We start from the raw sequence: 20419 nt of genomic DNA, 5'->3' as shown, positions 1-20419 counted from the left end.
ATGGACGTCAAGAGCCTCGCCAAGCAACTGCCGCTGTACGGCCAGCAGGCCGTCGGCTCCGCACTCAGGGCCCTGGCCACGGCGGGACATCTGCGCCGCGTACGGTGCCTCGTCGGCGAGCTGGGACAGGTCCGCTGGGTCTCACGGACGTTCTGGTCCCGCACCGCCCGCGACAACGAGTGGTGGGCCGCGATCGAGGTCACCCCGGCGGCACCCACCGTGCCCACCTCGACGGCCCCGGCAACGGCGCCCGCAGCGGCCCGCGTCGAGGCCCCGGAGCCGGTTCCGGCCCTAGCAGAGGCCCGCGTACAGATCCCCGCACAGACCCCCGAAGAGGCCCCCGCAGAGGCCCCCGAGGCCCTGAAGGCCCCCGCTCCGGTGCTCACGGGCACCGCCCGTACGCCCGAGCCCCGCGTCGCCCGAAGCCGCCGCGCCCCCCGCGCCTCACGCCCTGCCTCAGCAGCGAGTTCCGGTCGAGCCCTCGCCCGCCTATCTGGCACTGGCGCAGCTCGGCCGCGTCGACTCCCGGCTGACCCTGTCCGCCGCCGACTGCGCGGCCCTGGAGTCCCGGGCCGCCGCATGGTTCGCGCGCGGCGTGGACGCGGAGTACCTCACGCGGGCTCTCACCGCCGGTCTCCCGTCCCGGGTCGACTCCCCCGTCGGGTTCGTACGCCGCAGGCTCACCGACAAGATCCCGCCCCACGTGCCCGCCGTCCCGTCGCCGCCCCCGCAGGGAGCGCCCGTGCACCGCGTGATGCTGGAGTGCACCCGGTGCGGGGCGCCGGGCCGTCCGGAGGCGCTCCCCGACGGGCTGTGCCGCCCCTGCCGCACCTCATCGGAGGGTGACGCACCCGAGGAGGCAGCCGAGGCCCTGCCGGGGGCGCCGGATGTCCGAGCGCTCGCCGCCGGGCTCCGGGGCCTGCTCAAGTCGCCCTGAACGCACGGCAGCCCCGCACCGGGCGGGGACTGCCGAGCCTCCGCCTCCGATCAGGCGTAGTAGTTCACGCTGACCGGCCGGGTCCCGGTCCACGGCGTCCAGCCCTGGAGGGTGGCGGGCACGCCCACGCGGGTGTTGCAGTTGATCACCTGGAAGTGCAGGTGCGGCGCGGTGGAGGCACCCGTGCTGCCCGAGTAGCCGACGATCCGGCCCTGCGGGACCCAGTCGCCCGGCTCGTAGAACGACTGGTTGAGGTGCGCGTAGTGGGTGCACAGCCCGTTCGAGTGCCGGATGAGGACCTCGATGCCGTTCTGCCAGTACGGCGACCAGTTCGAGTAGACGATCGTCCCCGCCTGCGCCGCGGACACCTCGTAGTTGGCGGGGAGCCCGAAGTCCCAGGCGTACTCGTTGTAGGGGCCGGTGTGCGAGTACGTCCCCTCCGGCCCCTGGGTGACGGTGTACGCCTCGCCCGCCGGGTACGGCAGCTCGTAGTAGTAGTCCACGGCAGCGGCCGGTGACGCCCCCACCATCGTGATGCCCACCGCAGTCAGCAGCGCGCTCGCGCCCACCGCGATGCGGCGCAGAACCCTTTTCGTTCCGCTCATGTGCGTCTCCGTCCGTCTTCCACGAGGACCCGACTCCGCGTCCCGACGGGGCGGAGGAAGGCAAGCTTCAGACGCCGCCGACCGGGCCCACAAGGGCCCTCGGGGCCCTTGTCCGGTCCCTGCCATCGGCCCGCCGGACGTACCCCTGGGACCCGGCCGGCAGTCCTTACGGACCCCGAGACCCTTGACAGGACCTGGCCGACTTCACGCCGCCGCCCGGGACGGATTTCCGGCCACGAGGAACAGAACGGAGGTGACCTTCCCGGAAAGCGGGGCACCCGCAGTCCGAGGAGGCCCATATCCATGAGTGCAACAAGCAAGAAGAAGTCCAGGTCCAGGCTGTACCTGTCGCTCGGCACCACCGCTTTCGGCGCGCTGGCCGTGGTGAAGGAGGCCAAGCTCGCCCGGGAGGAGAACGACACGCTCCGGGCGATCGACGCCCTCGTCTCCACCGCCAAGATCGTCACCGGTCTCGCGGTCCTCTACCGCGAGCTCAAGCGTCTCGGTGACGACGACGTCCTGCTGGGCTGAGCACGCACGGACGGAGCCGGCCGGGTGTCCCCCCGAGTCCCCCTGACTCGAGGCGATCCACCGGCCGGCTCCGTGCGTGCGGGACGCCGGGCGCGGCAGCGGAGGCAGGCGCACCGGCGGAGGTCGGCCCACCGGCACAAGCCCGGCGCACCAGCGGGGGTCAGCCCACCAGCAGGTCGCGCTTCAGTGCGCGTACGTCCTTGGCGTCCAGGCCGAGCACCTTCTTCTCGTACGCGCCGAACGAACCGAACTCCTCACCCACCTCGGCGAAACCGGAGTTGAGGTACTCGGCGCGCACGTCCAGCAGCGGCTTGTAGACGGCGGCCTGGGCGGCCGGCATGGAGGCGAGCGCCGCCGCGTTGGCCTCCGCGCGGTAGTCGTTGGAGGCGAGGTAGTCCCGCATGACGGTCGAACGCGGTACGCCGAGCGCGGTGAGCAGAGCGGCGTTGGCCCAGCCCGTGCGGTCCTTGCCCGCCGTGCAGTGGAAGACGACGGCGTGGGCGGAGTCGTCCGCGATGCCGCCGAAGACCGTGCGGTAGGCGGCCTTGGCGGTGTCGCCGCTGACCATGAACTTCTCGCCCTCGACCATCATCGCGACGCCCTCCTCGGGCGTCGTCGGCATGGCGGTGAAGGTCGGCGAGCCCGCCAGGACGTCGGCGACGACATGCGTGCCACCGGCCGGGACGCGGTCGGGAGCGGCAGCACGCTCGGACTCCGTGCGCAGGTCGTAGACCGTGCGGATCGAGAGCCGGCGCAGCTTCGCGAGGTCCGCGGTGGTCAGCTTGTCCAGGGCGTCGGAGCGGTAGATCTCGCCCATCTTCACCCAGTGGCCGTCCGTGGTGCGGTAGCCGCCCGCGTCGCGGAAGTTGACGGTGCCTTCGAGCGCGATCAGCCGGTCGGCGAGATGCAGGGAGCCTCCGCGCTCGGGCACGAGGTCGAACCACTGCCGGTCGGCGGCGGGCAGCCCGCGCACGGTGACCTTGCCCGTCGAACCTCCGGTGGCGACCGTACGCCCGCCGGCCTTGACGGCGACGCGGTGCGTGCCCGGCGCCTTCCACTCGACCGTGTAGGAGCCGTCGTCCAGCGCGGTGACCTTCGCCTGGGTGAACGGGATGCGTGCGTGCGCCTCCCGCGCGGCGGAGGCGGGGGCGCTGTGGGCGGAGGCCACCGGGGCGGTGATCCCGACGAGGAGAGCGGCGGCCAGGACGCAGGAGGAGGCCTTGGCGCGAGCTATGTGTGTCATGCATGGATCGTCAGCGCGCTTGACGATGGCCGCCGTAACGGATGGTGAACGGCGGTCCAAACCGAGCGGAACTCCGTGCGCGGACGCCGCCGGTGCGCAGGGCGACCCGCTCGCGGACGGGCGCCGGTGCGCAGGGCAACCGCTCCCGGCCGCGCACCGCCGCGCCTGGCGCGGCACAGCTCGTCCGCCGTCGGTACGGGCCGTGCGGATCAGCGCCTCGTCGCCCTCGCTGGACGAGGTGCTCGGCGATGTCGGCGTCGGACCGGCCGTGGGCCCTCCTCATCCCCTCGGAGGAGGGCGGGCCGGTGGTTCCATGGGCGTACGGGCCGGGCGGCTCCGGCCGGGGAGCGGCGGCAGGCGAGGACCGGGTGCGGCGCTGACCTGCGCACGAGCCCGTTCCGCACCCGACAGGGGCGGGCACAGGATGTCGGGTGCACCGAGGGCGGACCTCCCTAGCGTGAGGAGGCGAAAGGGAAGGAGTCCGGGATGCTGGACCGGCTGAACCAGGCCATGGAGCACATCGAGTCCCACCTCGACCGGCAGGTCGACGTGGCCGTTCTCGCGCGCATCGCGGTGACGTCGGAGTACCACTTCCGGCGGATGTTCTCCGCGCTGGCGGGCCTCCCGCTGTCGGAGTACGTCCGGCGCAGGCGGCTGACCCTGGCGGGCGCTGAGGTGCTCGCAGGTGAGCGGACGCTGCTCGACATCGCCACCCGCTACGGCTACGGCTCGGGCGAGGCCTTCGCCCGGGCGTTCCGCGCCATGCACGGGGTGGGGCCGGGAGAAGCCCGGCGGACCGGTGCGTCCTTGAACTCCCAGCCACGGATGTCCTTCCGCCTCATCATCGAAGGGAACAGCAGCATGCGATACAGGATCGTGGAGAAGGACGCCTTCCATGTGGCCGGCAAGAAAGTGCGCGTACCGCTCGTCCACGAAGGGCTCAATCCGGCGATCGCCGACTTCATCCGGGGCATCGCCCCGGACACGCTGCGGCGCGTCGGCGCCCTGGCCGACCAGGAGCCCGCAGGGATCGTCGGGGTCAGCGACCAGCTGGACCCGAGCCGGGCCGAGGGCACCGAACTCGACTACTACCACGGGGTGGTGACGGGGGCCGAGGTGCCGGACGACCTGGACTCCCTGGCCGTACCGGCGGGCACCTGGGCCGTCTTCGAGAACTCCGGGCCGTTCCCGCTGGCGCTCCAGCACCTGTGGCGGGACGTGTTCACCCAGTGGTTCCCGTCGAACCCGTACGGAAGCAGGCCGGGTCCGGAGATCCTGAGCGTACGGGTGTCACCGGACGGGGAGCAGGCGGACGCCGAACTGTGGATCCCGGTCGAGCGGTCCGCCGCCTGAGGGGCGGCCGGGTGCGGGCCCCGGCGGACCCCCTGCCGCTTGGGCGGACGGCCGGGTGCGGGCCCGGCGAACCTCCTGCCGCTTGGGCGGACGGCCGAGGGGCCGGCGGGGTTCCGCCCGCGCCCTGCCTTCGCCGTTCCGCCCCCCGGCCGGGCGGCCGGGGCGGAGCCCGGGTCGGCTAGCGGGCGCCGCCCAGCTTCTCCTCGATCCAGGCCAGGCCGAAGTCCAGCACCTCGCCGGCCTCGAAGAGATGGCTGTCGGCGGCTCCGACCCGGCCCCGCCGGCCGATTCCGGCGGCCAGCATGTCGCGGGCGATCGTCTCGAACGGGTCCTGGCCCTCCGGCGTGACGGCGGAGTAGTCGAAGGCGCCGCCGGAGGAGTCGATGTCGCGGAAGCGGCGCCAGACCCGCCGGCCGTCGACCGTGATCGGCTGTTCGTACTCCACGAACACCTTGTCCGGCGCCTCGGCGAGCGACTCCGCGTGGTGCAGGAGGGTGAGGGTCTCCAGCGGGGCCCCCAGCATCAGGACCCGTCCGCCCAGTTCCACCAGTTTGGCCAGCGGGCTGCCCGGGCCGTGCGGGTCGTCCCACGGATGGTCGGCGGTCAGTTCGGCCGCCGCAGGCCCGAGCGCGGCGAGGCTCACGTCGGGGTGCCTGCTGCGGACGGCGCCCGGCCACCGGCGCAGCGCCTCCGGGAGGCGGCCGTTGTCGTGGTCGGCCTCGCTGACCACCGGGTCGTACGCGGGATGCCCGGCGCGCACGGCGTCCTGCCAGGGGCGGGGCCAGCTGGTGAAGTCGTACGGCGGGGCGTCGTTCCACCCGCAGGTCACCATGAGGGTCCCGCGCTCCCCCACCACCTCGCGCAGGGCGCCGATGAGGGCCGGGGCGCCACCGGCCACGTATCCGATGGCGGACATCCGCGTGTGGAACATGACGACGTCGCCCTCACGGAGGCCGAGCGCGGTCAGATCACGGATCAGCCGGGCCGGGGTGACGGGCCCTTCGGCGCGGGCGAGCAGGATCTCTTCCGGGGTCGGGTCTGCCATGGAGGTGACGGTACCGCTCCCGCTCCGCGCACGGCCGGTGATCTTCCTCAAATGCCTCCGGATGCCCGCTTGTTGCAACTCGGTGCCGAACCGGAGGCGCTCGGCGCGCACCGGGAACCGCGGCGCGCGATCCGGCCGTCCTCACGGCCGGACAGCCGCGCGGGTCACAGTGAGTGCCGCGTGGGACACGCCATGTACCCAAGGAGCAGCATGACCGCCCACGGCAGCACGCGTACCCGCACCAGCCTTCCGGGGAGCGCCGTCACGCCCGCTTCCCCGTCGGGGCGGGGCGCCCGCAGGGTACTTCTGGACTGCGTGAAGCCCGCGCTGATGCTCACGCTCGTCCTCGGCACCACCACGGCCTGTCTGTCGTCGGAGGACGGCGGCACCTCGTCCTCGGGGAACGGCAGCCAGAAGTCGAGGGACTGGAAGGTCGGCGACTGCGCGGGACCCGACACCAGCCAGTCGAAGGACGGCTTCCAGGGCCTCGACTGCGACGACCCCAAGGCGACGATCAAGGCTCTGGCGGTGAAGGACGGGGAGATCTTCGCCGGCGCCGTGGAGTGCCCGGCGGGCACGGACGAGATCATCTCGGTGAAGGTGTCCTTCGGTGGGAACGCCGCCACCAGCGGCATCCCCAGCAAGACGATCTGCGGCCGTAACCTCTCCGGCGACCACCCCGGTGACGCGGGGGCGGGCGGCGGGCAACTCGTGGTCGGGGACTGCGTGGACGACCAGGCGAAGGAAGTGGCCTGCGCGAGCGGCGGGAACAAGGTGCTCGCCCTGACCAAGACGGTCGAGGAGTGCCCGGCGGCGGCGGACAACCCGATCGAGCTCTTCCCGAGCCCCGGCCGGCCGTACGACGCGATCTGCACCAGCAAGGCCTGACGGACCGAACGGCCGGGCCCCCACGGCGCGGGGCCCGGCGGGCGGTGGGGACTCAGGCCCGCCGGTGCATCAGGGCGTTCCGGTCCAGGGTGGCGAGGACGGTGTTGGCCGCGGCCACCACGGCGAGGACCACGGCCGCCTCGCCCCGGCCGAGCGTGTGCAGGGCTACCGCCGCGGCGCCGAACACGAGTGCCTTCACCGTCAGGACCCCCGCCGTCGGCAGGGGTATCCGTGCCTTCGGCGCGGCGAACAGCCCCCACAGGACGGCCGCCACCGCGGGCGCGGCCACGGCGAGCAGGAGACGCGACGCGGTGGCGCCCGCGCTCCCCCAGCCCCACCAGGCCAGGACGGCGAGAGCCGCGACCTCCAGGAGGAAGGCAAGGCCCTCGTTGAGGACGTGCAAGGGGGCGGGGAGCGTCATCGGGCGGCCGTCCTTCCTCACGCGCGCGGACCGCCATTGAAACAGACGTCCCCCTCAGCAGACCTGCGAACAACGGCAGTTGAACAGAGCCCTCCGGCCCGGCCCTCTCCGGGCGCACCCCCCGCGAATCGCGCGCGGGTGCAACGAGAGAGGCCCGATGTCTTGACGTGCTCCTGTCGAGCTGGCTTTATGGGAGCGCTCCCACGTCCTCCCCGGCGTGCGATCCGTCCGATGTTCGACGTGTTCCATGTGTTCGATCTGTTCGATGTTTGGTTCATCCGGCGCTCACCTCTTCTGGAGTCGCAGTGAGAACAGCAACGAGTACGGCACGAAAAAGCCCCTTGACGGTGTTGATGAAGAGCCTGGCCGCCCTCCTCGGCGTCGCCCTCCTGGGCGCGCTCGGCCCGGCGGCGGCCCAGGCTGCCGAGACCGAGCAGGCGCGGGCCGCCGCCACCGGTCTGCACATCAGTGACGGCCGCCTCCTGGAGGCGAACGGCAACGACTTCGTCATGCGCGGCGTCAACCACGCCCACACCTGGTACCCGGGCGAGACGCAGTCACTGGCCGACATCAAGGCCTTCGGCGCCAACACCGTCCGCGTCGTCCTCTCCGACGGCCACCGGTGGACGAGGAACGGCCCGGCCGAGGTCGCCGGCATCGTCGACGACTGCAAGGCCAACCGGCTGATCTGCGTACTGGAGGTGCACGACACCACCGGTTACGGCGAGGACGCGGCGGCGGGCACGCTGGACCACGCGGCCGACTACTGGATCAGCCTCAAGGACGTCCTCGCGGGCGAAGAGGACTACGTCATCATCAACATCGGCAACGAGCCGTGGGGCAACACCGACCCCGCCGGCTGGACCGCCCCCACCAAGGCGGCGGTGCAGAAGCTGCGCGGCGCCGGCTTCGCCCACACGATCATGGTGGACGCACCCAACTGGGGCCAGGACTGGCAGGGCGTCATGCGCGCCAACGCCCAGTCCGTGTACGACGCCGACACCACGGGCAACCTGATCTTCTCGATCCACATGTACAGCGTCTACAACACCGCCCAGGCCGTCACCGACTATCTGAACGCCTTCGTCGACGCCGGACTGCCCCTCCTCATCGGCGAGTTCGGCGGCCCCGCCGACCAGTGGGGCGACCCGGACGAGGACACGATGATGGCCACGGCCGAGCAGCTGGACCTCGGCTACCTGGCGTGGTCCTGGAGCGGCAACACCGACCCGATCCTCGACCTGGCGATCGACTTCGACCCGAGCCGGCTGAGCTCCTGGGGTGAGCGCATCTTCCACGGGACCAACGGAATCGCCCAGACGTCGAAGGAGGCCACCGTCTTCGGCGACGGCCAGCCCGGCGACACCCAGGCACCGACCGCTCCCGGCACCCCGACCGCCTCGGCGGTGACGGCCACCTCCGCCACCCTCACCTGGCCCGCGTCCACCGACAACGTTGCCATCGCGGGCTACGACGTCGTCCGCGTCAGCGGCGGCACCGAGACCGCCGTCGCCTCCTCGACCGGCAACACCGTCACGGTGACCGGGCTCACCGCCCGGACGGCCTACGACTTCGCCGTCTACGCCCGGGACACCGCGGGCAACCGCTCGACGCGCTCGGCCACGGTGCGCGTCACGACCGACGCGAGCGGGCCCACGCCGGGCGTGGGCTGCTCCGTCGGCTACAAGGTGATCGGCCAGTGGCCCAACGGCTTCCAGGGTGAGATCACCATCCGCAACACCGGCACCACGGCCATCAACGGCTGGAACCTCGGCTTCTCCTTCGCCGACGGCCAGACCATCTCCAACATGTGGGGCGGAACGCCCACCCAGACCGGGGCCAAGGTCAGCGTCGCCCCGGCCGGATACACCGCCACGATCGCCGCCAACGGCTCGGTCACGGTCGGCTTCACCGGCACCACGGGCAGCACCAACACCGTCCCGGCCGCCTTCACGCTCAGCGGCAACGCCTGCACCACGGCCTGATCCGGGCCCGGCTCTCCGGCCGGCGGGGGCGCCACCTCCGCCGGCCGGGGCCGCCCGCCCTTCCGCGCGGGCCCGGCCCTGCGCGGCCCGGAGCTCCACCGCCGGCCGCCGTACGCAGGCGACCCTGCGAAGATGCGTCCGTGATCCGCGACCTCCGCAACGTACGCACGCTGGGCCCCGGGCCCGGGCCTTCCCCTCTGACGACGGAGGAGGAACAGCGGTACCGCGCCCTGCTGTTCACCGAACTGGGCAACGCGATCGCCGACCACGGCTGGACGCGCTACCCCGCCCACACTCCCCAGGAACGCATGCGGCTCGTCGAGGTCGGCCGCAGGCTCAGCGAGCACTGGGGCATCCCCGTCACCGTCGAGGCGGAGGACGAGTGCCGGCTGCGCCTCTCCCTCGCGGGGCACGCCCTGGGCGCGTGATGCCGTAACGGTCACCGCTCCACGCCCCCTGAACGAACGGGGCTGAGCCGACGAAAGTTTTCGAAGCTTTCGGAGCATTGACCGAAAATTATCGGAGCCGCTAGCCTGCCGCTCGAATCCCCGGACGTCAGTGAAGACGCCGTCCACATCCATGGATTCACCCTGCTTCCCCCACCCAGCCAGAGGGAGCACCACCGTGATCCGGAGATCGTCGTTCCTCAGCCTGTTCGCCGCCGCGGCACTGACCGCCGTCGTCGTCTCCCCCGCACTCGGCGCCGGGGACGGTCACGGTCCGGGCAGCTCGGCGGCGCCCGACGAGCGCAACGCACGCTGGGTCAGCACCTGGACGTCCATGCCGCAGCTGACGGAGCCGGGCAACATGCCCCCGGCGCCGTTCACCCAGGACGGCTCCGTGCTCACGGACGCCACCCTGCGGCAGACGGTCCACGTCTCGGCCGGCGGTGAGCACATCCGGCTGCGCTTCTCGAACGCTTTCGGTGGCTCGGCGCTGCCGATCACCAAGGTGTCCGTGGCGCTGCCGCTCGACGACACGGCGGGCACCAGCGCGATCACCCCCGGGACCGCCCGGCCCGTGACCTTCCAGGGCCGCTCCTCGATCTCGGTCCCGGTGGGCGCGCAGGCGGTCTCCGATCCGCTGGACTTCCCGCTGGCACCGGGGTCGAACCTGACGGCGACGGTGTATCTGGCGACCGGTCAGGCCTCCACCTCGATCACCTCGCACCCAGGCTCCCGTACGACCTCGTACCTGCGTGCCGGGGAGCACGTGAGCGACGCCGACCTGCCCGGGGCGACTCCGACCGACCACTGGTACTTCCTGAGTGGCGTCGAGGTCTGGTCCAGGAGCACCACCTCGGCGGCCGTCGTCCTCGGCGACTCGCTCACCGACGGCCGGGGCTCGACGACGAACAGGAACAACCGGTGGCCCGACCTGCTGCTGAAGCGGCTGGAAGCCGGGGCGGCCACATCGAGGACGGCCCTGGTCAACCAGGCGGCCGGCGGCAACCGGCTGCTCGACGACGGCCTGGGCCCCAACGGCCTGGCCCGCATCGACCGTGACGTCCTGGCCCAGAGCGGGGTGGACTGGCTGCTGGTCTTCGAGGGCATCAACGACATCGGCACGGCCGAGGCCACCGCGTCCGCCCAGCAGCGGATCGCCGCCGAGGTGATCGCGGCGTACGAGCAGATCATCACGCGGGCCCACACCCACGGCATCCGTGTGTACGGGGCGACCCTGACCCCGATGGGCGGCAACACCGGGTACGACGACCCGGACGGCCACCGCGAGCGGGCCCGGCAGACGGTCAACTCCTGGATCCGTACGAGCGGCCGTTTCGACAGCGTGATCGACTTCGACCGGACCGTCCGCGACCCGCAGGCACCCCGCCGCCTCCTGGCCTCCCTGGACACCGGCGATCACCTGCACCTCAACCCGGCCGGCTACCAGGCGCTGGCCGACGCGGTCCCCACCCGGCTGTTCCGTCAGGCCCCGCTCCCCCGGGGCTTCGGCTACAACTGACGGCCGGACGACCGCACCCGGGGGCCCGTACGACCGCCGGAGCCGCAGCGCTGCCGACGGGCCGTACGGGCCCCGGGCTCCACGACGCCCGGCGGGGAGGCAGGTCCGTGCGGCGCCCGGCGGCGGATCAGCTGAGAAGCTGCCGCCATGACGCTTTTGCCCCGGATCACCCCTATGCTCGCCACCCCCGGACCGCTGCCGCCCGCCGCCACGGACGCGCAGTGGGCGTACGAGGTCAAGCAGGACGGCCAGCGCGCCATGGTCCATCTGCCCGGGGACGGGTCCGTGCGGCTCTTCGCCAGGTCGGGGGCCGACATCACTCCCGCGTATCCGGACCTGGCGGCGCTCGGGCCCGCGCTCGGCGGGGTGCCCGCGGTGCTGGACGGCGAGATCGTCGCGCTGGACGGCGAGGGGCGCAGCGACTTCGAGCGGCTCCAGTCGCGGATGGGGCTCTCCGGATCACCGGCGAAGGCGGCGCGCATGGCCCAGCGGGTGCCCGCCCATCTGGTGCTGTTCGACGCCGTGTTCCTGGGTGACAGGAGCCTGGTCGCGCTGCCCTGGACCGAGCGGCGCTCGGCCCTGGAGGGGCTCGGGCTGCACGGGCCCCACTGGTTCACGCCCGCGGTGGCCGTCGGGCACGGCGAGGAGGCCCTGGGCATGACGCGGGAGGCCGGGCTGGAGGGCCTGATCGCGAAGCGGCTGACCTCGGTCTACGAGCCCGGGGTCCGCTCCCGCAGCTGGATCAAGATCCGCCATGCCCGCACGGTGGACGTGATCGTCGGCGGCTGGGTGCCGGGCCGCGGCCGGCTGGGCGGCCTGCCCGGCGCCCTGCTGGTCGGCGAGCGGCACGCGGGCGGCCTGCGCTACGCGGGCAGCGTCGGTACGGGGTGGAGCGACGCCGAGCGGGCCAGGATCGCCGAGCTGCTGCGGGTCGCCGCGGTCGACACCTGCCCCTTCGACGAGGTCCCGCCCGTGGCCGGCGCCCGGTGGGTGCTGCCGCGGCTCGTCGGGGAGGTGCGGTACGCGACCCGCACGCGGGCGGGTCGGCTGCGGCAGCCCTCCTGGCACCGGCTGCGACCGGATCTGGCCCCGGACGACCTCGGCTGAGGCGGGACGGCACGGGGTCCGGCGCGAACGGCCGTCCCGCCCCGGCTCAGGAGGCGGTGCGCTTCCTGGCGGCCGTCTTCCTGGCCGACTGCTTCTTGGCCGCCGCCGTCTTCCCGGCCGCCGTCTTCTTCTTCGCCGGGGCCGCCTTCTTCCGGCTCCGGGGCTTGCCCGGAGTCATCTCGTGCACGGTCGCGTCCTCGCCCCGCGTCTCCTTGGCCGCCTTCACCGAGGCGTTCAGCGCGGCCATGAGGTCCATGACCTTTCCGGGCTCCTCCTCCTCGCCCCCGGCCGCCTCCGGGAGCGCCTTGCCCTCGGACTTGGCGGCGAGCAGTTCCTCCAGTGCCTCCCGGTAGCGGTCGCGGAAGCCGGAGATGTCGTCCAGGGCCATGCTGTCGGTGAGCTGCACGGCCCGCTCGATCTCGCCCTCGTCGAGCTCCGTCTCCCGGGGGGCCAGCGTCTCGGGGCTGCGGATCTCGTCCGGCCAGCGCATCGCGTGCAGCACGATCGCGTCCTCCCGCACCCGCAGCAGGCCCAGCCGCTCACGGTTGTGCCAGGCGAACTTCGCCACGGCGACCTTCTCGCTGCGCTCCAGCGCCCGGCGCAGCACCGTGTACGGCTTGGCCGCGACCTGGCCGTCGACCGCGAGGTAGTAGCTGTCGCTGATGCGTACGGGGTCGATGCTGTCGGCCTCGACGAACGCGACGATCTCGATGGCCTTCGCCGTCGGCAGCGGCATCCGGTCCAGTTCCTCGTCGGTGACGGGCACGGTCCGGTCCTTGGCGACCTCGTAGCCCTTGCCGATCTCGTCCTGGGAGAGGACCTTGCCGTCGACCTCGCACACCTTGCGGGTGCGGATACGGCCCATGTCCTCGCGGTGGTACTGGTGGAAGGAGATCGAGTGGTTCTCGGTGGCCGACACCACCTTGATGGGGATCGTCACCAGCCCGAAGCTGATCGCTCCGGTCCACAGGGGCCGCGGCATCCTTACCTCCAGACCCCCCTGACGGTTCGGCCGGGAGGCGGACCGGAGCGCCTGGAAGGGAGAACCGGCCCGAGAGAGGGCCGAGGCGCGGCCGGGCCACCGCCCGTATCCCCGATCCTCGCGCCCCGGCTCCCGGACCGCATGTGGATCACCGCGTCCGGGTCAGGGTCGCGGCAGGTCCATCTCGGCGACCACCTGGTCCTCGCTCATCTCACCGGTCCTGCGGAATCCGAGCCGGAGGTAGAAGTCCTCGGGGCCGTGCTCCCCCTGGGACCAGGTCACGGTGATCCGCTTCTGCCCGCGCCGCAGGAGCTCCTCGCAGACCGCCTCCACGGCGAAGCGCCCGTACCCCTTGCCCTGCTCGCCGGCGGCGACGGCCAGCCGCCAGAGTCCGGAGCGGGGCCGGTCCTCCGGGTCCTCGGGGTGGAACCGGACGTCGAGGAACGCCATCACGAAGCCGACCATCCGGTCGCCGTCGAAGACCAACCGGGGCCAGGCGGTCTCCGGGTCGGCGTACGCCTCGGCCAGCGACCGTGCGACGGGGGCGACGAACCGCTCCTGCTCGGGTGCGACCTTCAGGCGGCAGGCTTCGAGGACGTTGTCCGGGGTCACCTTTTCCAGGCGGAGCTGCGCAGTCATGCGCGCACCGTACGGGCCGTCGGGGCGGCGGACCAGTGATATACGGCCCGCCCCGGTTCACCAGGCGGCGACTCCCTCCGCGTCGAAGAACCCGCCGGTCGGGCCGTCGGCTCCGACCAGGGCCATGCGGACGATGATGTCCGCGCCCTCCTCCACGGTGTTGGTGCCCGTGTGGTGGTTGAGGTCGGTGGCGGTGTAGCCGGGGTCCACGGCGTTGAACCGGATGCCGGGGTAGGCCTTCGCGTACTGCGAGTTCACCATGATCAGCGCGGTCTTGGAGGAGCCGTAGGCGAGCGCCGGGACGGTGGACTCGATGCGGTTCGGGTCGGTCGTCGCCGCGATCGAGCCGAGTCCGCTGGCCACGTTGACGACGACCGGGGACGGACTCGCCTCCAGCAACGGCAGGAAGGCACGGGTCACGCGCACCGCCCCGAAGACGTTCGTCTCGTACGTGTACCGCATGTCGGCCCCCGTCACCTCGCCCACAGGCTTGGGGACGCCCGCGATCCCCGCGTTGTTGACGAGGACGTCCAGCCCGCCGGCGTCCTTGCGCACGAACTCCGCGGCGGCCTCGACGGAGTCGTCGTCCGTGATGTCGATCTGGACGAAGCGCGCGCCGAGCCGCGCCGCCGCCTCCTCCCCGAGCCGGACGTCACGCGCCCCGGTGTAGACGGTGTGCCCGGCTTCGACGAGGCGGCGGGCGGTCTCGAAACCGAGGCCCTTGTTGGCGCCGGTGATGAGGGTGGTGGTCATGGCTGTGCTCCCGTGTTCGTCAGGTGATCGGGTCGGGTACGCCTTCACCCTGCTCGCCGCACCAGGGAACAGGCAGTACCCGCCGTAGCGGGGGGACTGCCAGTACCAGGCTGTTCCGGGGCCCCACGCGGATACTGGAGGGGTGAGCGCATCCAAGGACGGCAACGAGCTGGGCAGGGCGCTGCACGGCTGGCGGGACCGGATCTCCCCGCAGACGGTCGGGCTGCCCGCGGGCGGCGTACGGCGGGCAGCCGGCCTGCGCCGCGAGGAACTGGCCCAGCTGGCCACCCTCTCCGTCGACTACATCACCCGCCTCGAACAGGGCAGGGCCACCTCCCCCTCCCCGCAGGTCCTCGCCTCCCTGGCCCGCGCCCTGCGCCTGTCGACGGCGGAACGCGCCTACCTGTACCTCCTGGCGGGTCAGCCCGAACCCGGCCCCGGCCACATCTCCACGCACGTCCCGCCCGGCCTGCGCCGGTTGCTCGACCAGCTGAGCGGCGCACCGCTGAGCGTCCACGACGCCGCCTGGAACCTCATCGAGTGCAACCCCTCGTGGGCGGCCCTGTTCGGCGACCCCTCCGCGCTGCACGGACGCGAACGCAACATCGTCTGGCGGCACTTCACCGGCAGGCACGGCCGGATCGCCCAGACCCCCGCGCAGCGGGCCGACTTCGAGGCGTCCACGGTCGCCGACCTCAGGGCGGCCACCGCCCGCTACCCGGCGGACCTCGGCCTGCGCTCCCTCGTCAGGGACCTGCGGGAGACCAGCACCGTCTTCGCCGGGCTGTGGGACTCCGGCATCGTGGGCACCCACGCGTCCGGCACCAAGACCGTCCACCACCCGGAGGTCGGCCGGCTCACCCTGTCCTGCGACGTCCTCGTCGCCGCGGGCAGCGACCTGCGGGTCGTCGCCTACACGGCGGCCCCCGGCAGTGAGGCCGCCGCCGCGCTCGGCCTCCTCGACGTCATCGGGACCCAGGCGATGACCTGACCCAGTCGACCTCCAGGCCTCCCCCATCACTTCTTCACACCTTCGTCACAATTCCGCTTCCTTTCCACGGAAGAGCCCCGCCGCGCCGTCCGCCGCTGCGAGCATCGCCCCTCGACTGCACGGCAGTCAGGCACGCCTTGGGGGGCACATGAAGAAGCGAAGGACACACGGCAGGCTCAGGATGTCGGCGGGGGCGACGGTCCTGCTGCTGGCACTGGCGGGGTGCGGCAGCGGCGACGGCACGAGCCAGGACGCGGAGCCGGCAGCGGCGACGGCCCCACCCACCGGGGTGCGGGCGTTCGCGCCGGCCGACGACACCGCCGCGACGGAGGCCGGCCAGGAGGTCGCGATCGAGCCACTGGCCAACGACCTCGTGACCCTGGAGGGCGGCGACGAGGCGCCCCTCCTGGACACCTACGAGGCGACCGAACTCGCCGTCACCGTGGCGAGCCCGGCACCGCACGGGACCGTGACGGCCGACGGCACCTCGCTCACCTACACCCCGGCCGACGGGTACAGCGGCGAGGACGAGTTCACGTACGAGGTCACGGCGAAAGACGGGGGCCCGGCCGGCGCGAGCGCCGTCGTGCGGATCACCGTCTCCGGGCCCACCCCGTCGCCGACGCCGACCCCGACGCCCACACCCACGGTCGCGCGGACCCCGAAGGCGAAGGCCACACCGGTGGAGCCTTCCGTGTACTACAGGAACTGCGACGCCGCACGGGCCGCGGGGGCGGCTCCCGTCCGGCGCGGCGACCCCGGATACGCCTCCCACCTGGACCGGGACGGCGACGGAGTCGGCTGCGAGCCCTACGGGTCGTCAGGATCGAGCGGCGGGTCGTCGGGAGGCTCCTCAGGCGGGAGTTCGAGCACGGGCTCCTCCGGGGACAGCGGCACCTACTACGCCAACTGCACCGCCGTGCGCGCCGCGGGAGCCGCCCCCATCCACCGGGGTGACCCCGGATACGGATCCCACCTCGACCGGGACGGCGACGGGGTCGCCTGCGAGTAGCCCGCGCCTGCCGTTCGACAGCCGCCTCCGGCCTCGCCGGGGGCGCCTGCTCTTTTCCAATCTGCTTCAAGCACGCTATAAATGAGCAACTTCGAGCACCATTCGCCTGGGTTCACGCAACCCGCCTCCGCGAAGGACGCCCATGCCGCTCATATCCACCGGTGACATCACCCACGGCGCCCGGACCGATGCCACGGGCGTCGGGGCCTTCAACGTGGTGCAGATCGAGCACGCGCAGGCCATCGTGAGCGGGGCGGAGGCCGTCGGACTGCCGGTGATCCTCCAGGTCAGCGAGAACACCGCCCGCTACCACGGCTCCCTCGAACCGATCGGGCTCGCCTCGCTCGCCGTCGCCCGGGCGGCGGGCGTGCCGGTGGCCGTGCACCTCGACCACGCCGAGTCGGCGGGGCTGGTGCGCGAGGCCGTCCGGCTCGGCTTCACCTCCGTCATGTTCGACGCGTCGGCGCTGCCCTACGACGACAACGTGGCCGCGACCCGCGAGATCACCGCGTACTGCCACGGGCACGGGGTCTGGGTGGAGGCGGAGCTCGGCGAGATCGGCGGCAAGGACGGAGCGCACGCCCCCGGAGTGCGCACCGATCCGGCGGAGGCGCGGGCGTTCGTCGAGGCGACCGAGGTCGACGCCCTCGCGGTGGCGGTCGGGAGCTCCCACGCGATGCTGACCCGCGACGCCGTCCTCGACCTCGCGCTCATCGCGCGGCTGCGCGACGCCGTGGGCGTCCCGCTCGTCCTGCACGGCTCCTCCGGTGTCGGGGACACCGGGCTGGCCGCGGCGATCCACGCGGGCATGACGAAGGTGAACATCTCCACACACCTGAACAAGCTGTTCACGCGGGCCGTCCGCAGCTATCTGGACGCCCACGCCGAGGCGGCGGACCCCCGCGCCTACCTCGGCCCCGCCCGCGACGCGGTCGCCGCGGAGGTGACACGCCTGCTGGGCATCCTGGCCCGCCCCGGGCGATAGGGTTCGCTGCGAGCAAGGAGGACCAGGTGGCGGCACACACCCGATGGACCCGGCTGCTGGAGATCCTCGGCGACCAGGGCCATCTCGACGTACTCGACGCCGCCGAGCGGCTCGGCTGCTCCGCCGCCACCGTCCGCCGCGACCTTGACGAGCTCGCCCGGCAGAATCTGCTGACCCGCACCCGGGGCGGCGCGGTGGTGAGCACCGTCGCCTACGACCTGCCGCTGCGCTACAAGGCGGCCCGCCGCGCCGACGAGAAGCAGCGCATCGCGAAGGCCGCCGCCGAGCTGATCCCCACCGGTTCCACGGTCGGCATCAACGGCGGTACGACCACCTCCGAGGTGGCCAGGGAACTGGCGCTGCGGCCGGAGCCCTCGGGCGGCGGTGTGGCGCTGACCGTGGTGACCAACGCGATCAACATCGCCAACGAGCTGGCCGTACGCCCCCAGGTGAAGATCGTCGTCACGGGCGGGGTGGCCCGGCCGAATTCGTACGAACTCGTCGGCCCCCTGGTCGACACCGTGCTGCGGACGCTCGCGCTGGACTTCACCGTCCTCGGGGTGGACGCCGTGCACCCGCGCTTCGGGGCGGCCACGCACGACGAGTCCGAGGCCGGCGCCAACCGCGCCCTCGCCGAGTGCGCGGGCACGGTGATCGTGGTCGCCGACTCCTCCAAGCTCGGCCGCCGTGCCTTCGCCCAGGTCTGCGGGACGGAGGCGGTGTCGGTCCTCGTCACGGACAAGGACGCGCCCGAGGACGTCGTCCAGGAGTTCACCGCCCTGGGGATCGACGTCCTGCGGGTGTGAACGGCGGGGCGGTCAGCGGTAGTCGTCCGGGTGGCCCTGCATCCAGGTGTTGATGCGGTCCCGGGTGCCGAGCAGTTCGCTCCGGTGCTTCTCCAGGTTCGGGGTGGAGTCGTCACCGTCCAGCGCGGTGCGCAGGGTACCGACCCAGGCGATGGGTTCCTCGAAGTGCCCAGGGCCCTTCTTGTCCGCCTTCATGGACCTGTCCAGCCGGTCCAGCTCGTCGTTGACCCGCCCCAGGAAGTAGGCGCAGTTCGCACCGCCGGGCGCGCAGCCGTCCTGGTAGGTCGCCTGGAGCCCGGCGAACGCGTCACGGACCAACTCCGGCGCGGCCGGGTCCTCCTGGACGATGAGCGTGGGCGTGGGTGAGGGCGTCGGCATCAGGGACGCCTCCGCCTCGTCGGCCGCCGCCTCCGCCACCGACGGATCCACGTACGGCACGTCGCCTCCCGGCCCGTTCGTGGTGGTCGCCGCGCTGCAGCCCACCAGCAGCGCTCCCAGGACCGCGGCCGGTATCGCGGCGCGCAGGCCGGTACGGATCAACATGAGGCCCCCCTCGTTCGGTTGGCCCAGACCTTATAGCCGGCGCGGGTCATCCGGCGACGTCGGGCGGGGCGGCACGGGGCTCACCACCTCATTTGCATATACATGCGACGCAGTGCATACTCTTCCTATGTCTAAGGTTCTCACCTCCCTGCCCACCGGCGAGCGCGTCGGCATCGCTTTCTCGGGCGGCCTCGACACCTCGGTCGCGGTCGCGTGGATGCGCGACAAGGGTGCCGTCCCCTGCACCTACACCGCCGACATCGGCCAGTACGACGAGCCCGACATCGCCTCGGTGCCCGGCCGCGCGAAGACCTACGGCGCCGAGATCGCGCGCCTGGTCGACTGCCGGGCGGCACTGGTCGAGGAGGGCCTGGCCGCGCTCGCGTGCGGCGCGTTCCACATCCGCTCCGGCGGACGCGGCTACTTCAACACCACGCCGCTCGGCCGCGCCGTGACCGGCACCCTGCTGGTCCGGGCGATGCTCGAGGACGACGTACAGATCTGGGGCGACGGCTCGACGTTCAAGGGCAACGACATCGAGCGGTTCTACCGCTACGGCCTCCTCGCCAACCCCCACCTGCGCATCTACAAGCCGTGGCTCGACGCCGACTTCGTCACCGAACTCGGCGGGCGCAAGGAGATGTCGGAGTGGCTGGTCGCCCACGGGCTGCCCTACCGCGACAGCACCGAGAAGGCCTACTCGACCGACGCCAACATCTGGGGCGCCACGCACGAGGCCAAGACGCTGGAGCACCTGGACACCGGCGTGGAGACCGTCGAGCCGATCATGGGTGTCCGCTTCTGGGACCCCTCGGTCGAGATCGCCACCGAGGACGTCACGATCGGCTTCGAGCAGGGCCGCCCGGTGACGATCAACGGCAAGACGTTCGCCACCCCGGTCGACCTGGTCATGGAGGCCAACGCGATCGGCGGCCGGCACGGCCTGGGCATGTCGGACCAGATCGAGAACCGCATCATCGAGGCGAAGAGCCGCGGCATCTACGAGGCGCCCGGCATGGCGCTCCTGCACGCCGTCTACGAGCGCCTCGTCAACGCCATCCACAACGAGGACACCCTCGCCCACTACCACAACGAGGGACGGCGCCTCGGCCGCCTGATGTACGAGGGCCGCTGGCTGGACCCGCAGGCGCTGATGGTCCGTGAGTCGCTCCAGCGCTGGGTCGGCTCGGCCGTCACCGGCGAGGTGACCCTGCGGCTGCGACGCGGTGAGGACTACTCGATCCTCGACACCACCGGCCCCGCGTTCAGCTACCACCCGGACAAGCTCTCCATGGAGCGCACCGAGGACTCGGCGTTCGGTCCGGTGGACCGGATCGGCCAGCTCACCATGCGCAACCTCGACATCGCCGACTCGCGCGCCCGGCTGGAGCAGTTCGCGGGCCTCGGCCTCGTCGGCACCTCCCAGGCCTCCCTGATCGGTGCCGCCCAGGCGGCTGCGACCGGCCTGATCGGCACCATGCCCGAGGGCGGCGCCCAGGCCATCGCCTCCCGCGGCGAGGTCTCCGGCGACGACGAGCTGCTGGACCGCGCCGCGATGGAGTTCGGCACCGACTGACGGGCCCCGTTCCGGTTCACCTTCGCGTCCCCGCTCCCCGGACCGGTCCCCC

21 protein-coding genes are annotated in these 20419 nt (G+C 72.5%); 13 read left to right on the top strand and 8 right to left on the bottom strand.

All coding sequences use genetic code 11. The features are described from left to right. Positions 1-595: 595 nt before the first annotated feature. Positions 596-937, top strand: coding sequence for a hypothetical protein (locus ACFY8O_RS07440; RefSeq protein WP_387899838.1), 342 nt, complete (start codon positions 596-598; stop codon positions 935-937). A 50-nt stretch (positions 938-987) separates the two neighbouring features. Here the strand turns inward: ACFY8O_RS07440 and ACFY8O_RS07435 are convergent, their stop codons facing one another. Further along, the gene (locus ACFY8O_RS07435) at positions 988-1542 is read right to left on the bottom strand and encodes a M23 family metallopeptidase (protein ID WP_387899836.1); all 555 of its coding nucleotides are present in this window, start codon (positions 1540-1542) and stop codon (positions 988-990) included. Positions 1543-1845: 303 nt separating this feature from the next. On the opposite strand from ACFY8O_RS07435, the gene ACFY8O_RS07430 reads away from it, so the two are divergent. Then, positions 1846-2073 carry a hypothetical protein gene (locus ACFY8O_RS07430; protein ID WP_145801301.1) on the top strand — a complete coding sequence of 76 codons (228 nt, stop codon included), beginning with the start codon at positions 1846-1848 and terminating at the stop codon, positions 2071-2073. Positions 2074-2233: 160 nt separating this feature from the next. Here the strand turns inward: ACFY8O_RS07430 and ACFY8O_RS07425 are convergent, their stop codons facing one another. Beyond that, positions 2234-3316 carry a tyrosine-protein phosphatase gene (locus ACFY8O_RS07425; RefSeq protein ID WP_387899834.1) on the bottom strand — a complete coding sequence of 361 codons (1083 nt, stop codon included), beginning with the start codon at positions 3314-3316 and terminating at the stop codon, positions 2234-2236. A 486-nt stretch (positions 3317-3802) separates the two neighbouring features. Here ACFY8O_RS07425 and ACFY8O_RS07420 point away from each other — a divergent pair, with 486 nt between their 5' ends. Beyond that, complete coding sequence (locus ACFY8O_RS07420; RefSeq protein ID WP_387899832.1) at positions 3803-4669, top strand: AraC family transcriptional regulator; 867 nt, start codon at positions 3803-3805, stop codon at positions 4667-4669. A gap of 178 nt (positions 4670-4847) precedes the next feature. Here the strand turns inward: ACFY8O_RS07420 and aac(3) are convergent, their stop codons facing one another. After that, positions 4848-5714: an aminoglycoside 3-N-acetyltransferase gene (gene aac(3) / locus ACFY8O_RS07415; protein WP_145801298.1), complete on the bottom strand. Its 867-nt coding sequence runs from the start codon at positions 5712-5714 to the stop codon at positions 4848-4850. A 210-nt stretch (positions 5715-5924) separates the two neighbouring features. Between aac(3) and ACFY8O_RS07410 the strand changes: the two genes are divergently transcribed. Then, complete coding sequence (locus tag ACFY8O_RS07410; RefSeq protein ID WP_145801297.1) at positions 5925-6602, top strand: hypothetical protein; 678 nt, start codon at positions 5925-5927, stop codon at positions 6600-6602. A gap of 52 nt (positions 6603-6654) precedes the next feature. On the opposite strand, the gene ACFY8O_RS07405 is transcribed toward ACFY8O_RS07410, so the two are convergent. Next, the gene (locus ACFY8O_RS07405; RefSeq protein ID WP_387899829.1) at positions 6655-7023 is read right to left on the bottom strand and encodes a YrdB family protein; all 369 of its coding nucleotides are present in this window, start codon (positions 7021-7023) and stop codon (positions 6655-6657) included. A 305-nt stretch (positions 7024-7328) separates the two neighbouring features. Between ACFY8O_RS07405 and ACFY8O_RS07400 the strand changes: the two genes are divergently transcribed. From ACFY8O_RS07400 to ACFY8O_RS07385, 4 genes are all read left to right on the top strand, one after another. Further along, positions 7329-9008 (top strand): cellulase family glycosylhydrolase, encoded by a 1680-nt coding sequence (locus ACFY8O_RS07400; protein ID WP_449341821.1) that lies wholly within the window; start codon positions 7329-7331, stop codon positions 9006-9008. Positions 9009-9148: 140 nt separating this feature from the next. Then, a complete protein-coding gene (locus tag ACFY8O_RS07395; RefSeq protein ID WP_387899827.1) occupies positions 9149-9436 on the top strand; it encodes a hypothetical protein in 288 nt (95 codons plus the stop codon). A 151-nt stretch (positions 9437-9587) separates the two neighbouring features. Beyond that, complete coding sequence (locus ACFY8O_RS07390; protein WP_387899825.1) at positions 9588-10973, top strand: SGNH/GDSL hydrolase family protein; 1386 nt, start codon at positions 9588-9590, stop codon at positions 10971-10973. A gap of 147 nt (positions 10974-11120) precedes the next feature. Continuing rightward, positions 11121-12080, top strand: coding sequence for an ATP-dependent DNA ligase (locus tag ACFY8O_RS07385; RefSeq protein ID WP_387899824.1), 960 nt, complete (start codon positions 11121-11123; stop codon positions 12078-12080). 46 nt (positions 12081-12126) lie between these two features. Here the strand turns inward: ACFY8O_RS07385 and ku are convergent, their stop codons facing one another. The 3 genes from ku to ACFY8O_RS07370 all read right to left on the bottom strand — a co-directional run bounded on the left by ku (position 12127) and on the right by ACFY8O_RS07370 (position 14454). Continuing rightward, positions 12127-13062 (bottom strand): non-homologous end joining protein Ku, encoded by a 936-nt coding sequence (gene ku / locus ACFY8O_RS07380; RefSeq protein WP_387899822.1) that lies wholly within the window; start codon positions 13060-13062, stop codon positions 12127-12129. A gap of 162 nt (positions 13063-13224) precedes the next feature. Continuing rightward, a complete protein-coding gene (locus ACFY8O_RS07375) occupies positions 13225-13701 on the bottom strand; it encodes a GNAT family N-acetyltransferase (protein WP_387899821.1) in 477 nt (158 codons plus the stop codon). Between the two features lie 57 nt (positions 13702-13758). Further along, complete coding sequence (locus tag ACFY8O_RS07370; RefSeq protein ID WP_387899820.1) at positions 13759-14454, bottom strand: SDR family oxidoreductase; 696 nt, start codon at positions 14452-14454, stop codon at positions 13759-13761. Positions 14455-14596: 142 nt separating this feature from the next. Between ACFY8O_RS07370 and ACFY8O_RS07365 the strand changes: the two genes are divergently transcribed. From ACFY8O_RS07365 to ACFY8O_RS07350, 4 genes are all read left to right on the top strand, one after another. Next, positions 14597-15445 (top strand): helix-turn-helix transcriptional regulator, encoded by an 849-nt coding sequence (locus ACFY8O_RS07365; RefSeq protein WP_387899818.1) that lies wholly within the window; start codon positions 14597-14599, stop codon positions 15443-15445. Positions 15446-15593: 148 nt separating this feature from the next. Then, the gene (locus ACFY8O_RS07360; RefSeq protein WP_387899817.1) at positions 15594-16457 is read left to right on the top strand and encodes an excalibur calcium-binding domain-containing protein; all 864 of its coding nucleotides are present in this window, start codon (positions 15594-15596) and stop codon (positions 16455-16457) included. A 142-nt stretch (positions 16458-16599) separates the two neighbouring features. Beyond that, on the top strand, positions 16600-17442 hold the full coding sequence (locus tag ACFY8O_RS07355) for a class II fructose-bisphosphate aldolase (RefSeq protein WP_387899815.1): 843 nt from the start codon (positions 16600-16602) through the stop codon (positions 17440-17442). Between the two features lie 26 nt (positions 17443-17468). Then, a complete protein-coding gene (locus tag ACFY8O_RS07350; RefSeq protein WP_387899814.1) occupies positions 17469-18248 on the top strand; it encodes a DeoR/GlpR family DNA-binding transcription regulator in 780 nt (259 codons plus the stop codon). Between the two features lie 12 nt (positions 18249-18260). Here ACFY8O_RS07350 and ACFY8O_RS07345 read toward each other — a convergent pair whose 3' ends face one another. Then, the gene (locus tag ACFY8O_RS07345) at positions 18261-18791 is read right to left on the bottom strand and encodes a hypothetical protein (protein WP_387899812.1); all 531 of its coding nucleotides are present in this window, start codon (positions 18789-18791) and stop codon (positions 18261-18263) included. 127 nt (positions 18792-18918) lie between these two features. Between ACFY8O_RS07345 and argG the strand changes: the two genes are divergently transcribed. Then, positions 18919-20367, top strand: a complete 1449-nt coding sequence (gene argG, locus ACFY8O_RS07340; RefSeq protein WP_145801281.1) for an argininosuccinate synthase — start codon at positions 18919-18921, stop codon at positions 20365-20367. Positions 20368-20419: the final 52 nt, after the last annotated feature.

This window comes from Streptomyces argenteolus, from assembly GCF_042902585.1.
Taxonomy (GTDB): domain Bacteria; phylum Actinomycetota; class Actinomycetes; order Streptomycetales; family Streptomycetaceae; genus Streptomyces; species Streptomyces argenteolus.
The sequence above is the reverse complement of the archived record's forward strand: the minus strand, read 5'-3'. Positions and strand labels throughout refer to the sequence as shown.